This is a genomic window from Luethyella okanaganae, from assembly GCF_042660285.1.
GTDB classification, from domain to species: Bacteria; Actinomycetota; Actinomycetes; order Actinomycetales; family Microbacteriaceae; genus Luethyella; species Luethyella okanaganae.
On sequence record NZ_JBHSTP010000003.1, the window covers coordinates 524,957 to 542,990 of the forward strand.

Below are 18,034 nucleotides of genomic sequence, written 5' to 3' on the forward strand. Positions count from 1 at the left end.
CTCGGGTCGGGCGCCGCGGTGCTCACCGCGAACCGCGTAGCCAACGCGACGGCTTCGGCCACGAACTTCTCGCTCTCGCCGATCAGCATCTCCTTCGTCGACCTCGAGTCGACGACAGAGGGCACCATCGCCGCGCACATCGACGACCGGGCGGATGTCTCCGCCGGCAGCGTCGCTCTCACGGCGGGCGGCACGAGCACCCCGTCGGTCGAGAGCAAGGCCGTGCAGGTCACGATCATCGGCGTCTCGGGAGCCCAGGTCCGCGCGACCGATACCACGACGGTCGCGAGCTGGATCGGTCCGGCCGAAGGAGTCACCGCTGCAGACGGCAGCGACCCGACGAACGTGACGACCTCCGGCACGGGTATCACGGTCACCGCCTCGTATACATCCAAGCCGTATGCCTCGTCGGTCGCGGCCGGATTCAGCATCGGCTTCTCAGGCGCCGTCGTGAAGGCGACCGCGACGTCGACGCCGACTGTGCTCGCCTACCTCGGCGACCAGGCGCAGGCGATCGCCGGCGGCGGCGGCGCCGTGCGACTCGAGGCCGCGGCGATCGCCACCGCGATCGCGGATGCAGCCGGCTTCGGCGCGTCCCTCGGCGTCGGCGTCGGCATCACCTCGACGAAGGCGGACCTCCGCCCGACCGTCCGAGCATTCACTGTCGGCGGCGGAACGTTGAGTGGGGCCGTCGTCATGCTGCTCGCCCGGGCGAACGCCGATCTGAACGGCGTGGCTGTCGCACCGACGTACACCTACAACACGGTCATCGGCGACGCGACCCCGACCGTCGTCGCGCCGGCCTTCGCCCGGGTCTCGCTCGGCTCCGTCGCCTTGATCGCCGGCATCGCGGGCGGCTCGGCGGAAGCGATCAACTCGCCGACCGTGAAGGCGGTCGTCGGCTTCGGCACCGCCGTCACCGCGACCGGTTCCCTGAACGTCGTCGCCCGCTCGTTCGGCGACTCGCAGGTCGACGGCTTCGCCCTCGCCGCCGGCCTCGGTGCCGGCATCGGCGTCGTGAGCGGGACCGCGACCTCCGGCGGCGGTGTGAACGCAGAGTTCAACGGCACCTCCGGCACCATCGGGACAGCGAACGTGCTGAGTGCGGTCGCCGTCAAGGCCCTCGCTCAGGGTCGTGGATTCAGCGGGGCGCTCGGTGTCGCCGTGACCGTCGGCAACCAGACCGTCACCGTGAACCCGACCGTCAACACGCTCGTCGGCGGCTCGCTCATCGGAAGCGGCCCAGTGGTCGTGAAGTCGGATGTCCGCACCTCCGCCATCGCCGAGTACCGTGCCCTGCAGCTGGCCGCATTCGCGGCCGCGGGCACGGCGAACATCAACGCCACGGACTCCTCGAACATCCGCACCGCGGTCACGGGCACCGGAACGGTGCGGAGCACCGGATCCAACGCCTCCGTGCTTGCCTGGCACAACTTCGACGGCACGAGGTTCCTCTCCGAGAACCTCGTGGATGCCTCGGTGAAGCAGGTCTCCGCCTCGCTGCTCCTTGCCATCGGCACCGCTTCGCTGCACGCTGTCGCACAGGCGACGACGAAGGCCGAGGTCGAGGCGGGTGCGACCCTCGCGGCACCGAACGGCGTCGTGAGCCTCCAGGCGCTCTCGGGCAACTACGCGGAGTCCTACTATCAGCGCACAGCAGGCGCCCTCATCAGCATCGCGCCGAGTTCGAACCCGAGTGCGACGGCTTCCGGCACCACGCAGGCGAACCTCCTCGGCCACGTTCGCGTGTTCGACGGCGTGAACTATCTGAGCGGCGCGACCACCCTGACCGTGCTCGCGCAGGCCAACGACATCGCCACAGCGGGCATCAAGAACATCGGCGGCGGCGCGATCACGATCGCCGACTCCGATTCGACCGCCCAGGGAACGCCGGGTGTCACGGCGACGCTCGGCGGCGCGACATCCGTCATCATCGTCAACGGCCACATCACCGCGACCTCCACGAGCTCGAACGACGCCGACGCGAGCACGTACAGCGCGACCGGTGGCATCCTGAACGTGTCGACCTTCAAGGCACGCGCATCGATGACCCCGACAGCGAGCGCGCTCATCACCGGCGGCGCCTCGATCACGGCAAACGGAACGGTGACGCTGAAAGCCTCGTCGAACCCGCCGCTTCCGGCCGCCTCGGACGGCACGTTCGACGCTGTCAACGGGGTCGACGGCGCGACGCACTCCATCACGTTCAGCTCGACGCACAACGCCACCGCCGGAGACGTCGTCACCTACAACACCCTTGGACAGCCGACCATCTCGGGCCTGACACCCGGCCGCCAGTACGCGGTGATCGTCATGGACGGCGACACCGTGCAACTCGGCGTCGTGTTCAGCAGCTCGAACGTGGACACCGCGAAGGACATCATCGACTTCGGACTCCGCAAGCACCTGCTGAACACCGGCGACGTGCTGCTCTACCAGCTGGTGAGCGGCAACCCGCTGAGCGCGATCGGTGGGTTGTCGGCCGGCACCCTCTACGAGGTCTTCACGGTCGACGACTACAAGATCAAGCTCCGCCCCATCGGCTTCACCACGGTAACCGACACGGTGAACGCGAGTGCTGTCGACAATGGCACGCACGTCATCGGGGGCTCGAGCGGATTCGGCAATGGCGACTACGTCAGCTACCACGCGCTGGCGCCGCTCGCGACGTTCAGCAGAGGGCAGGTCAACACGTTCTGGAACGACGGCGCCAAGCAGTGGCAGCCGACCGTCGGCAGCAACACGAACAACATCTCTTTCGCCGTCGACGCCGATCACAACGACAGCTTCGACGACATCGGCCTCGCCAGCGGCGAACTCGTGCTCTACGCGTCCAGCGGAGCGGCGATCGGCGGCCTCGTGAACGGTGTCTACTACTGGGTGATCCGCAAGTCGGGCAGCAGCTATCAGCTGGCCGACAGCAAGTGCCACGCGACGGGACTCGCCGCGGACTGCGGCGGCTCGGCTCAGTCGATCGTGCCGATCGTGCTGAACCCCGCGACATCCGGCCCACTCGTCGTGCACTCCCTGACCAGGGCGAACAATGCGCCGATCAACGGGCTCGTCGACGGCAACGGCTACTTCGTCGTCGGATGCCCAGCGGGCGGGTGCGACGCGGCCGGCTACCAGCTGTCGAACTCGAACGGTGGCCCCGCGATCCTCATCACGCATAGCGCGACGACGATCGACGGCATCGGATTCTCGTTCACCGGCGGACCCCACCAGCTCCGCACGGAGGGCATCAACCTCACGAGCCAGGGTGCGACGGTGCAGCAGCTCGTCTTCGCCATCGCACCCGTCGCGGGGCCGGCGCCGAAGAGCGAGAAGCTCGACGGCATCGGACAGGCGATCCCGTTCTCGGCGGTCGGCGGCGATCAGATCGTCTCGGCCTCGGCCACCGGCGGCGGAGGAGGCGCGATCAGCGTCTCCACGGCGAAGTCGTGGGCGGTCTCGAAGGCCACCGTCTCGGCCATGGTCGGCGCGAACGCCCAGGTCACGGCCGACGCGATCGTCATCACCACAGACGGGCACTCCGACGCGAAGACCGTCTCCTCCAACGACAGCGGCGGCCTCATCTCGGTGAACGGCGCCGAGGCCGAGACCGACGTCTACCTGAGCAGCACCGTCATCGTGGCATCCGGCGCGGTCCTCACCTCGGTCCACGACACCTCGGTGATCGCGAACGGCTCCCTGCACCCGATCATCATCGCCTCCTCGGGATCGGGTGGCCTTTTCGCCGGTGGCAGCGGCGGCGAGACCGCGCGGCTCGACTACGTGACGCTTGCCGACGTCGATGGAGCCATCTCAGCCGGCGACCACGCCACGGTCGAGGCGCACACCAGCATCTTCGGGTACGCGGCGGGCACCGCCGACGTCGGCGGCCTCGGGGTCAACGCCGACACCTACACCGACTTCCACGTCGGCGACGGCGCATCCAAGACCTGGAGTGGCACCGCGTACAACCTCTGGGGCGCCTCGGCGTCGACGCTCGCCGACATCGCCGGCGACGTCACCGGCCGCTTCGTCGCCCTCAACGCGGTCGTCGACCCCGTCAGCATCGAAGCCCGCTCCGACACGCACGCCACCGCCTTCGGCGCGAACTCCGACGCCGAGACCTACGTCCACATCTTGGGCGCCGCGCTCGTCACCCTGCGCGGCACCGCCAAGATCAACGGGCAGGTCGCGACGCTCCTGAACGCCGAGTACCGCAATTACAACGTCATCGCCCACGCACACGCGGGCTGTGGATGCTTCGGCGGCGACACCGACGGCGATGCGACCATCGACGTCGACACCACCGCGAAGGTCGACGGCCTGCCCGGCTCCGTCATCCGCACCGCCGACCTGACGGTGGCCGTGAACCAGAAGGCGACCTCCGGAAGCTTCAACCGCGACGACTCGCGGTCGGGCGGATTCCTCGACTTCGGCAATGCCTCGGAGCACGGCGCCTCGACCGTGAAGCGGCAGATCTTCTGGGAGGTCCGCGTCATCATGCTCGGCGAGCCGAGTCCGTGGCTCGAGATCGACGCGAGCGGCACGATCACGAAGATCGTGAACGTGAAGGTCTGCAACGACACGGGCATGACGAGCTGCTTCGAGGACAACCCCGTCACCGGCGTGCACACGCAGGGCACGCTCACCGGCGGCACCTTCTATGTCGATGACATCGTCTACGATCGCGGTGCGAACGCGCGCTTCCTCGCCAACGATCTCACCGGGGTCTGCGGGGCCAACGGCGGCGGCTGCGCACCCCTCGGCGACATCTGGGGCCGCGGCGGCGTCTTCGAGTTCCAGCAGACCTGGGACTTCGTGAAGCTCGTCAACGCCTCCCACTACAACATGGTCACGAACATCATCGATGTCGTGAACACGCTGAACTCGCCGCTCATCGACATCCGTGTCGATCACATCCCCGCTGGCACGGGCACGAACACCCCTGGCCTCGATTCGGGTGCGCCCGCACCGTCGTTCGACTTCGACATCGGGTACAAGTTCCCGCCGACGCTCGTGCTGATCACCAACACGTGCGCGTTCACCTGCCCGGTGCAGAATCCGTTCATCCGGCTCGACGACTACGTCGAGAACCCGATCGGCACGACGCGCATCGCCAACGCGTCGGGCGACATCCTCTCGGGCCCCGGCAACGAGCTCATCCGCACGAACGTGCTCGACCTCGATGCCCCGCGCGGGAACATCGGCCACCAGAGCCCAACCCACGCCAACCCCGACCTCGAGCGCAACCCGATCATGGTCGAGCTCGTGAAGTTCATCCATCCCGACCCCGCGTTCTGCCAGGACCTCGGACTCGGTGCCGCGCCGTGCCTCTACGACGTCGTCGTCACGGTCGACGCAGGCGCGGACGCGGTGCTCGACCTCACGGTCTTCCGTCGCACCGACGAGGCGCTCGGCAACGCGATCACCGTCGTGATCGACCACGTCAACGCGGGCGACGACGTCGACCTGGTGCTGAACGACAGCAAGGCAGGCGACGACGTGGGCTCGCTCACGCTCGTCGAGGTCGAGCTGTACAACCCCGGCACGCCGTACTATCACTTCACGTTCCCGAACACGTACAATCCGGCGCTCACCGACGGTGGTCCGCTCTCGCCGTGCCCCGGCGGCGCCTGCGGCAACGGCTCCGGCACATACGAGACGCATTTCCGGCCGGACGGCTCGAACCCGAGCCTCGCGCACATCCTCCGCGCCCTCGGCACCGACAACGACGGTGAGATCGACTCGAGGTACGACTTCACCGCCGTACGCGCGGGCGACGACATCGACATCTGCCACGTGACGACCGGCGGCGAGGAGCCGAAGACCTGCTTCACGACGCAGATCGACAGCGGATCGCACGCGGTGACGGCCGATGCGACGCCGGACACGACGATCGACATCGTCATCGACACGGATGTCGCGTGGAGCGGCGGAAGCCCGATCGCGTCGCCCGTCGACGACCCAGGCATGGCCGTGAACGTGCGCCAGATCTTCATCCGCACCAATGGTGACATCACCGCCACCGAGCTCGTGGGCGACCTGCTCGTCGGCCACATCCACTCGACGAACGGAGACGTGACGCTGCACTCGCCGATGCGGATCCTCGACGCAGACGGCCGCCCCACGATCGACGTCACCGGCGTCAACATCACGATGTACGCGGGGGAGGACGGCGGCGTCGGCGGCATCGGCCTTCCGACCGACTTCCTCGAGATCAACACCTCGGTACTCGACCCGACGTGGGACGACGTGTCCGACGGCGTGCTGAAGGCGTACGACACGGCGTCCGACGACGAGCTGACCCTCGGCATCTTCATCGACGAGCTGACCGGTGATCTGCCGCTCTCCGAGGTCTTCACCGCGGGCAGCGCGTCGCTCGCCACCGGCAACGTCTCGGTGCGCGCCACGGCCGGTTCGGTGCTCAACGCCCGCCTCGACGACGGCGACGACATCCGTGGCCAGGCGGTCGACATCGACGCGAACGGCGGCTCCATCGGCCTGCAGTCGAAGGACGTCATGATCGACTCCGGTCGTGCGCCTCCGTTCGAGTGCGTCAACCTCAATTGCGGCAACAACCTGAACGGCACCTCAGACGCGGCCCTCTCGACCGCCGGTGACGACGTGGCCCTCGAAGCCACGCAGGGCATCTACCTCACCGAGACGGACGCCTATCTGCGCCTCGTTCTGGCGCACTCCCTCACGGGGAGCATCCGGCTGACGGTCCGCGAGACCGGCCAGACCGACGAGGACCTCTACCTGGTCAAGGACGGCACCGCCCGCTTCGCCGAGTCGAACACGCGGGGGCCGAACAGCGACGCCGACGCCCCGCGCGTCATCGCGAACGCCACGATCCTCGCCGAGCAGGGCAGTGTCGAGCTCCGAGTCGGCGACGATGTCACCCTGCACCAGAGCTCGCAGATCCTCGCCGATCTCTCGATCGACATCCGCGGCGACTTCGGCAACGACGACACGAACGGCACGCTCGCCGACCCGAGCGACGAGTTCGGCACGAGCATGATCCTCCGCGGACGCATCATCGCCGACTGCGTGCTGACCCCTGGCGGTCCTGGCGACGAGCCGATGGGCGCATGCGCCCCGTCGACGGCCAACCCGGTGGCAGGCCGCCAGACGAACGTCTGGGGCGGAAGCGACGTCGACCTCATCGACCTCGGCGACCCGAGCGGCCTCGACCTCGCGCAGACGACGAACGCAGCGCTCAACAAGGAGCAGCTGGGCGATCCGGGCTACATCTTCCTCGGCTCCAAGACGACGATCCACGGCAACGCGACACTCGCCTCGAGCACCGCCGACGGCGAGGACCGCGTCACGGTCTGGTACCTGCAGTCGATGAACGTCGTGACGAGCCCGACGGGTCTGCAGACCGGCATCGGCGCCGGCCACACCCTGAACCTCGACGGCCAGGGCGAGAGCGACCACTACGCCGTGTACACGAATGGCAGCCACGGCAACATCCGCAACTACGTCGTCAACGTGCTCGACACGGGCGCACCGGACGCGGGTGTCGACGAGCTCGCGATCTACGGGTACGACAACCTCGCCGCGGCCTACAACGGATACCTGCCGGGCACCACGACGAACGCCGCGGCCGACGACATCTTCCTGCTGCGGGCACTGAAGTGCATCGACAACGAGAGCCCGTTCGCGTTGAGCGCCGACGTGCCGAGCGGATGCCTCACCCCCACCGAGATCGCGAACCACCCGGCGTTCGTGGCACTCCTCGCCGGCTCCGGAGCGGCAGACGGCGGTATCGGCAGCTACCGCGATCGCATCGCGGGCAACGAGCCGAGCGCGCTCGTGCAGCGCATCAACTACGACACCTCCATCAACGGCCGCATCACGGTCTTCGGTCAGGGCGGCAACGACGCCTTCTACGTCGACGACACGACGGCGACGATCACGCTCGACGGCGGGGCGGGCAACGACACCTTCCAGATCGGCCAGATCTTCGGCACCCAGCGCGACGGGCAGTCGGCGCCGGATGGCGGCGCACTGCTGCCGGCCGACACCTTCCCGTCGCTCGTGCCCACCAGCCGCGGCTGGCTGAGCCCGGGCACGCACGCGCCGCTGCTCGCGACAGGCGGCACCGGCAACGACCGGTTCACCGTCTACTCGAACCAGGCCGAGATCCAGCTGAACGGCGACGACCACAACGATCTGTTCGTCGTACGGGCCTTCGCGATCGCCGCGGTCTGCGACACGAACGCCGACCAGACTCCCGGCTGCACGCTGAGCGATGTCGACTACCGCCCGGCGAACGGCGTGTTCCCGACCGTCAACGGCTCCCGCCTGAACACCGTCGGCGGCGTGACGGCCATGTTCGGCAGCTGCGAGCTCGGCGGAGGGGCGTGGCGGTTCGACAACGACGGCGACGGTGTCTGCAACAACGCCGATGCCCACATCACCTACCACCACGCGACCGGATCGAACATCGACCTCGACAACGCCATGTGGGAGGACGACGTCATCCCGCTCGACGCGAATGGCATAGCGGTGCCCGTGATCGGCCTCGGGTTCTCGACCTCACGCCCCCTCGACATCCGCGCCGGCGGCGGCGAGGACGAGGTGCAGTACAACGTGAACGCCCCCGTGAACGTCGACGGCGGCACCGGCTTCGACAAGCTCGTGATCCTCGGTACCGAGTTCGCCGACGACTTCGCGATCACCGACAAAGCCATCTACGGCGGTGGCCTGAACGTGAAGTACGCGACGATCGAGATCGTAGAGATCGACGGGCTTGAGGGCGACGACCAGTTCTTCGTGCAGTCGACGGCGTACGGCGTGGCCTATCGGGTCATCGGCGGACTCGGCTCCGACCTCATCAGCGTCACGGGCGACGTCACGGCCGACATCGTCACGCGCGAGCTCGAGGGCCTGTCGGGGGCTGTCGACCACATCGTGACCGCACCGAACGACCCCGGCTACGACGGGTTGCCGACCGACGGCGTGCCCTACAACCTCGCGACCGGCGAGGGCGGCATCGTCGTCATTCGCGAGCACATCGGCGGCACCGCGGTGCGCGAGGGTGCTGCGGGTACCGCCGTCATCAAGAGCTACGACTATTACACCGTCGAACTCGCCGTGAAGCCCACTGCGAACGTCTACGTCACCGTCTCAGCGGCCCGGTCGCCCTCGCAGGAGGCGAACGGCGCCGATCTGAACCCCGAGCCGCTCGTCGACGGCATCGGCGACACCGTCTGGCTCTGCATCGGAACGAGCGACAGCCAGTGCGACGAGTTCGGCGAGTTCCAGCGGCACAAGATCGTCAACGGCGTCGTCGTCGACGAGGCCGGACGCGCGGTCGTGCTCACCTTCACCACGGTCGGCGACGACTGGAAGACCCCGCAGCGCGTCTACCTGTGGGCGGTCGACGATCCGCGCGCCGAGGGCGACCGCGTCGTGGTCATCCAGCACTCGGTGCTCAGCGAAGACCTCCGCTTCGACGGGGCCGCCGTACGTCAGGTGAACGCCCTCGTCTACGACAACGACACCCCGGGCGTGTACGCGGTGCCCGTGACCCCAGGCGGAAGCGCTCTCGACGGTCGCACCATCGTGATCGAGGGAAGCGCCGCGACCGAGCGCACCGACGACATCCTGCTCTCCCTCGCGAAGCAGCCCGCAGCCGGCGACACCATCTGGGTCAGGATCTGGATGGACGCCGACAGCCAACGTCTCATCACCCTCGACTTCTCTGCGATTCCCGCGGACCGTTGGCAGCAGTTCTCCGACGGCGAAGGCGGCACCTACTACGCGGTGAGCTTCGACCACGACGACTGGGGCGTCCCGCTCCGCATCATCGTGCACGCCCGAAACAACTCCGACCCTGGCGACCCGCTGACCGCCGTCATCAACTACCAGCTCGACACACTGCTCACGGCGCCTGCGGCGGCATCCGCCTACCCTTTCCCGAACCTCCGCAGCGCGTCGCAGCGCACCGACGTGCTCGTCTACGACGACGAGACCCCGAACGTCGTGAGCCTCCCGACGGGCACCGACACCGTCGTCATCAGGTGCGGCGACGTGGCCTGCACGATTCCGGGCGGCACCGACGGCTACACGATCCGGCTCACCAAGGCGCCGAACGGCATCGTCACGATCGCCCTGATCACCGACGGCCTCGTCGACGTGGTCTCGGTCGACGGAGTCTCGGTCACCCCGGCCGGCTACCAGCTCGTCGGTGGCGACATCCCGAGCCGCCGATTCCTCGGCAACCTGAGCTTCGCGGGCACCACCGTCTCCCGTGCGAACGGCAGCGACCTCGGCAGCTTCGTCGACGAGGGCTTCGTCGCCGGCCAGCGCATCCGCATCTCCTCCTGTGGCGTGACCGTCTACACGATCGTGAGCGTCGGCCCCGACGGCAAGACGCTCGCGCTGGACGCGTCCGTCGGGGCGTGCGGCTCGGGCACAGGTGCGGGCATCAACCTCCTCGCCCGCTCGGGCAGCTGGGACGGCACCGCGACGACCGAGCTCGCCGGCGGCGCCTGGCGCCTCATGCGCCCGCTCTCGGGCAGCTGGCTCGCCGACGGGTTCCTCGAGGGCCAGTGGGTCGAGATCTGCCAGGGCGGCACCTGCGTCCGCGCGAAGATCGCGGTGATCCGCGGCGACAACGCGGGCCACGACGAGAAGCTCGAGCTCCGAACGTTCGGCCTCTCGGGCGACTCGCTCGCCGCGTTCGCCTCTGGCGGCCAGTTCAGCGTCGTGCGCATCGCCGCAGTCGTCACCTTCGTCGCGGCCGGCGACGACTATGCCACCGAGAAGCACATCGAACTGGCAGCGGATGTCGCGTACGACCAGCCGATCCAGCGTCATGGCGTCAAGATCTTCCCCGCCTCGACGCACCTCGTCTCCAAGCTCCGCGGCCCGCTCGCCGTCGAGGGCGGCGTCACCGGCGCCGACCGTTCGCTCGAACTCGGACTGAAGCTGCCGGGCGAGCAGGACGGCCCGCTCTTCGCGATCGCGACGCAGGCGCCCGAGACCAAGCAGATCGACATGTTGAACATTTACAACGACTCGAGCCAGGCGCACGGCCGCGGGGTCATGAACAGCACCTCGCTCGCAGGTTTCGGCATGGCGAAGAACCTCGACTTCGGGGCGAGCTATGGCGGGGCCGAAGGCCAGACCTTCGGTGAGCCGCAGGTCTTCCCCGGCGGCATCAGCTATGGCACCGTCCAGTTCGTCGACGGTCAGTTCGTGACGAACGGCGCGAAGTCCTCGATCGAGATCTTCAACCTCATGCTCGGCGCAGGCAACGACCGCCTCGACATCCAGGGAACGCTGCAGCCGGATGACGCGGTGAAACTCACGGGCACTGTCGTGCTCGCGCCATCCGCCGGCCAATTCGGCTCCACCCATCGGCTCAGCCGGCCGACGCCGTTCGACTGGAAGGCGCAGGGCTTCCTCGTCGGCATGCCCGTGACGATCAGCGGCATGACGGGGGTCTGGAAGGTCGTCGGCTTCGGTGACGACGACCCGGGCGACACGACCGACAACACCGTCGTGTACCTGCAGCTCCTGAGCGGCGCGGCGGCGACCGGCACATCGCTCCGCACGATCATCGGCGCCGACGTGCCCGTGACCGTGAGCACCCCGGTCGTCATAACGCCGAACATCGAGGGCGACGGCGGCACGGTCACCCGCTCCACCGGCGGCTGGGCCGACGACGGGTTCGTCGTCGGGCAGCTCGTGATGATCCAGGGCCTCACCGGCCAGTGGCGCCTCATGGAAATCTCTGCCGACGGCAAGACGCTCACCCTTCGCCGCGGCGACGTCATCGCAGCTCCGGCGACCGGTGAACGGACCGTCTTCGTCCCCGGCCCGCACGGCGGCATCACGGCCGTGCACGGTGGCGGCAACTCGCCCGTGCTGAACTCCTTCGACATGCTGCGCTCGCTGCCGGGCGCCGGCGCCCCGGCCGGCACGGCGCTCGTGCTGACTCGCCTCGACGGTCTGCCGTGGGGTCTGACGCCGTTCCTCGCGGGCAGCGGCTACGTCGCCGGCAACCCCTACGGCAACGGTCCGCAGCATGTGCGGCTCGCGGGCGAGAGCTTCACGCGTATGATCCTCGGCTTCGGCAACGCGCCGTGCCCGTACGCCGATCCGTTCCCGCACTGCGGCGACGGCGCGGTCGTGCACCTCTCAGGCCCGATCTACGCCGGTCCGCTCGGCACGGTCGCAACGACGGTGTACGTGGCGAAGCCGGTCGAGGTCGCCGCCACCGCGCCGATCCAGGTGCGCACAGACTCCCTCGTGCGCGCCGACGGCGGCTCGTTCATCGCCGACGGCTTCACGGTCGGCATGCAGGTGCGTATTTCGGGCATGCCGAGCACGTACACGATCAAGGAGCTCACCGCCTCGACCATGATGTTCTGGAACGTCGCATTCCAGCCCACCGTGTCGCTGAACACCGCGGGGTTAGCGGTCTGGAGCGCGCCGCAGTTCACCGTCACCGGGTACGACCCGACGCGTGATGGCGGCCTCCGCATCGGTGGCGACGTCATCACGGTCTGCAACCTTGTGAACCCGATCGACGGCATCGCCTGCGATGTCGAGCAGACGGCCGGCCCGGGCTCGCCGCTCGTCGTCTACGGCGATACCTCCCAGGACGGGGTCTGGTACTCGGGGCATCCGTACGACGTGCTCGGTATGGAGTTCGGCCCGAAGCCCTTCGACCCGTTCACGCGCATCCCCGACGCCGAGAACGAGGACGACGAGTGGATGCTCGGACTCACGCATCCCTACGACTACGCGGGCAACGACATCATCGACGCGTCCGGACTCTTCGCCCACCGCGCGGCGAACAACCTGCCGACCGTCGGATTCTCAGCCTACGGCGGTCTCGGAGACGACCTCATCATCGGCAGCCAGGCGGGCGACCACCTCGCGGGTGGCTCGGGCGACGACGAGATCCGGGGACTGCGCGGCGTCGATCACATCTACGGTGACTCGGGGCTCAACGTCAATCTCTTCACGAGGGCACTCGAGATCCCGGTCACCGACCGCTCGCCGAAGCCGTCGGTCACGGGCGCCGGGTTCCTGAACAACGGCACGACCATCGAGCCGTATCCGTCACCGGTGCGCGACGATCTGTTGGTCGCCGGTCGCGACCTGCTCTCCGGCGATGGCGCAGGAACGATCGTGGGCGGACCCGAGTCGGTCTACGACGACATCGTCTTCGGCGACCACGGCGAGATCGTGCAGAACGGCCCGGCAGCGTACAACACCGCCGACCCGAACCTCCCCGAGCTGCGTCTGCAGCGGATCCAGACCACCGCGATCTCGACGATCAGCTCCATCGAGAGCCGAAACCCCCAGCGCGGCTCCGACGATGTCGTCTTCGGCGGCCTGGGTCGTGATGTGCTGGTCGGCGGTGCCGGCCATGACATGGTCGACGGCGGCGAGGCCGACGACATCGTCTTCGGCGACAACGTGATCTTCGTGCGCACGCCCGGCGACTGGACGAGCCAGCACTTTCAGACCCTCTGCGGCACACTGCTCTACAGCCGAACGGACCGCCCGAACGCCTGCGGCGGCGTGGTGGGAGAAGACGACTCTGGCCTCCTCCTCGTCGATGGAACGCCTCGCGCCTACCGCGACCCTGACGGCGCACCGTGGTGGGCTGAGTACGACGTCACGAACCTCTTCCACACCTTCGCCTTCGATGAGGGCGCCGTGGGCGCTGGCAGCTTCGGCAACGACTACCTCGCCGGCGGCCAGGCGCACGATGTGGTCCTCGGCCAGCTCGGCAACGACACCATCCAGGGCGATGGCGGCATCGACGACGCCTTCGCGAGAATGACGGATGACCCGAGGCTCACCTGGCACGTGGGCGCCTCGCGCACGCCCCTCGGCTGTGTTGGCGCCCCGGGTTCGATGGTCTGCGACTACACGGGCGTGCTCGTGGTCGTGCCGTCGTTCGAGGCGGCCACCGACGGCGAGGACTACCTCGAGGGCAACGCGGGCAACGACCGGATCTTCGGCAATCTCGGCCAGGACGACATCGTCGGCGGCTCGAGTGACTTCTTCAGCCTGATCACTCCGGGCCTCCGTCCCGACGGGGTTCCGGTACCGGCCGCATGGTACGCGCCGGGCGACGATCGCGGCGCCGACCTCCTCTTCGGCGGCGCGGGCACCCGGATCGGCGTCAACAATCAGACCTCTGGCATCGCAGGCGTCCCGGGCCTCGACGGCGGCATCCTCGCCGACGGCACGACACCAGCGAATATGCACGCACGCGATGCCGACACCATCGTCGCCGACAACGGCCGCATCATCCGCATCGTGGGCGTGAACCATGTCGACGTGAACCCGTCGGGCGCAGGCCAGACCCGGTCGGGCCAGCCGAACTACGTCACCTTCAACTACGACAGCTACGGCACGCAGAAGCTCGTCGTGCGCGGAGTGCACCTGCTCGACTACACGGTCGGCGGCCCCGACTTCCTGCCGCAGAACTTCGGCCTCCCGATCGGTTCCGACTGCAACGGCTCGCCAACGCAGCCGACGTGCTCCGCGATCCTCGACACCGCGACCGGCACCTGGAAGTACCTGCAGATCGGCGGTCGCGACGAGGTGCACGGTGAGACGGGCGACGACACGGTCTACACAGGCGCTGACCACGACGCGATCTACGGCGACGCACAGGACGACGACCTCATCGGCGGTTGGGGCAACGACTGGATCTCGGGCGGCACAGGCTCCGACGGCATCCTCGGCGACGACGGCCGCATCTTCACGAGCCGGAACACCGGATGTTCTGTCAACTCCTCGGCCGTCTGCGCCGAGCTCGCCGAGCCGCTCTTCGGCATCCTCAAGTTCCGCACCGTCGATCCGAGCACGAAAGACAGCAACGGCGACGTGTTGAACGAGTTCGTCTCCACCCCGGGAGATGTGCAGACGGCCACGATCAACGTCGCCGGCCAGCTCGTGAAGGCGGCGGATCTCACGGTCTACAACCTCGGCCCGAACGAGAACATGAGCCAGCACCACGTGGCGAACCAGCCGACGTTCGACGCGAACAACTCCGACGACATCGTCTTCGGCGGCTGGGGCGGCGACTGGATCCACGGTGGCGCGGGCGACGACGCGATCTCGGGCGCCGAAGCCCTCGGTGTGGGCTACGCGCAGCACTTCTCGCCGGTCGGCGACCCGATCGGCCTCGAGTACATCGACTTCGCTCACCCCTGGAACCCGGGCGATGTTCTGCACTTCGGCGCCGATACGAACGCCTGGCACTCGAACAACCACAACGAGATCCGTCTCGGCGAGTTCCTGCTCTACGACGAGTACGATCCTCGCCGCGTCATCCTCTTCAACGGCGACGGCACCGTGTGGAAGGGCGGGGCGGCACCATGGAACCGGTCGTTCTTCCTGAACAACGACGCGGCCTCGGGCAACTGGGTGGTCGCCTGCGTCGCGGTCGACAACCAGGGCAACTGCACGCAGACCATCACGAACCAGCCGTCCGACGGCGATGACGTTCTCTTCGGAGACCTCGGCAACGACTGGTCCGTCGGCGGCACCGGCAAGGACACGATCTGGGCGGGCTGGGGCAACGACCTCTCGAACGCCGATGACCTGCTCGCATCGAACGGTGGTCTGAACGACGTGCCCGATGGGGTGAACTCGAGCTACCAGGACCGTGTCTACGGTGGAGCCGGCCTCGACATCCTGATCGGCAACACCGGCGGAGATCGGCTCATCGACTGGGTCGGCGAGTTCAACTCCTACCTCGTGCCGTTCGCGCCGTTCGGCATCGCGACGGTGAGCCGTCAGGTCAACCCGTGGCTGCCGGAGTTCCTGTACGCGCTGTCGCGCAGTCAGGGCGCCGATCCCACCAGGGCGACAGACACCGGCAACGACGCCGCGCGCAATGGAGAGCCCGACGGCGAGCTCGGCCTGATCACCCAGCACGATCACGGTCAGTGGCAGACGCAGACGGGTGGTCCGACCGATCCGCAGGCCGGCAACATCCCGGGCGGCAGGCGCGATACTCTCCGCGGCGCCGACTTCAACGACGGCACGCTGCAGGGTTTCGCCACCGACTCCGGCGTGTTCACCGTGCAGTCGGGTGTGCTGAAGGTCACCGCGACGGACTCTGGTCAGGATGCGGTCGCGGTCTGGTACTCCGATGCATATCAGAGCGTGTACTACGAGCTCGCCGCGAAGATCTCGATGGACAAGCCGATCGGAGGCTGGAAGGCGAACGCGTTCGTCGTCTTCGACTACTTCGGTCCGTCCGACTTCAGGTTCGCCGGGATCGACGAGTCGATCAACAAGGTGGTGATCGGCCACCGGAACGCGTCGGGCTGGTGGTACGACGCGCAGAACACGGTGCCAGGCGGCGTGCGCTCTGGCAAGTACTACAACCTGAACCTGGTGGTTAACGGGCTCGTGGTGACCGTGACGATCGACGGCGGGAACGCGTTCAGCTACCAGTACCAGCCGCGTATCCTCGACGGCGAATCCGTTGCGCTGAACAAGGGTCTGGTCGGGTTCGGCTCGCAACAGGCACGCGGATGGTTCGACAACATCGCCCTCACGGTGATCTCTCCGGCGATCACGCTCGACCGCGCCGAATACTTCGACGACGGCGTGGCCGAGGCATTCACTCCTATGGCGGGCTCGTGGACTCTCGCTCAGGGGAGATACGTCGGCACGGTCGGCGAGACCGGCCTGGCGGCGGCCCTCGCCTCCTACACCGCGACCGGTGGCGGGGTCGCGCGCCTCGACCCGCTGAGCTACGTGGAACTCGAAGCGGTCTTAGCCGCGAACGGCTACTCTGGTCTCGTTTTCGACTACTACGGTGCGAGCGATTTCAAGTTCGTCGCCCTGGATGTCGCGGCGCAGCGCGTCGTGATCGGCCACGTGTCCGCGCGCAGCGGCTGGGTCGTCGATCGGTCTCTCGCGAAGACCATCACGGCGGGGGTCGATCAGACGCTGAACCTCGTGCTGAAGGCGACGGTCGTGACGGTCACCCTGAATGGGCAGGTGCTGACCTCATACGTCTACAACTCGCCGTTGGCCGACGGAGGGACGGGAATGTTCGGCCGCACCGTCGCGCAGTCCGTCGACTCGTTCCGGTTCCGCACCGACGATACCGCCTTCGTCGGTGCCGCGCCGCCGTTGCCTGCCATCGCCATCTCCGATGTCGCGACCGCCGAGGGTGCCGCGGGCGCCTCGAAGGTGGTCACTCTCACGGTGACGCTCTCGGCACCGCAGACCACACCGCTCACGATCGACTGGCAGCTCATGGCGCCGGCGGTCGGAACGGCGGCGACACTCGGGCAGGACTTCCTCGGTGCGGCTTCCGGTACCGTGACCTTCGCGGCGGGAGCCACCGCGGCGACGATCTCCTTCACGATCGTTGGCGACGCGGTCTTCGAAACCGACGAGGTGTTCGTGGTGCGGCTCCTGCCGGCGGGCCGCGTGAACCTCAAGGACGCGTTCGGCATCGTCACCATCACGAACGACGACGCGAAGCCGAAGGTCACCGCGTCCGCCACCACCACCACGACCGCGTCCGCCACCGCCACGACCACCACCACGACCACCGCCGCCGCCACCCCCACCACCACCCCCACCACCACCGCAGTGTCTTCGTCCGTCGGTTCGACGATGAGCGTTGCCGATGCGACGACGAGCACCGTGGACCCCTCGGCCACGACCGCCTCGACCCTCGCAGCGCCGTCGGCCGCTCCGTTCGCTATGAACGATCTCGGAGGCGGCGCCTACAGCTTCACCGCCACCGGCGCGAACAACCGCGACTTCTATCAGGTGCGTGTGGTGTGCCGCGTCGATGGAGTCGTCGTCTACTCGACCACGCTCCTGCTCGTGATCGGCGCCGACGGCACTGGCACGACGCAGGTGATCCATCTGCCGGGCGGGGACTGCGCCGCCACGCTCGAGATCCCCAAGCAGATCAACCGCCCCCGTGTGCTGCAGTCGATCGCTTTCACCGTCGCGTAGCCGCCGTGGTGTCACGACGGCAAGGTTTGCTCGCACCCGGAAGCACGCCGAGCTCCGACGT

General features: G+C 68.0%; 1 protein-coding gene (only partly in view). It reads left to right on the forward strand.

Features of this window, described 5'->3' with window-relative positions; genetic code table 11:
* Positions 1-17,973, forward strand: the 3' portion of a protein-coding gene (locus ACFQB0_RS13845; RefSeq protein ID WP_386732753.1) for a hypothetical protein. The gene continues 14,265 nt to the left of window position 1, outside the view; only the last 17,973 of its 32,238 coding nucleotides appear in the window; the start codon falls outside the window, past its left edge; the stop codon is at positions 17,971-17,973.
* Positions 17,974-18,034 lie beyond the last annotated feature (61 nt).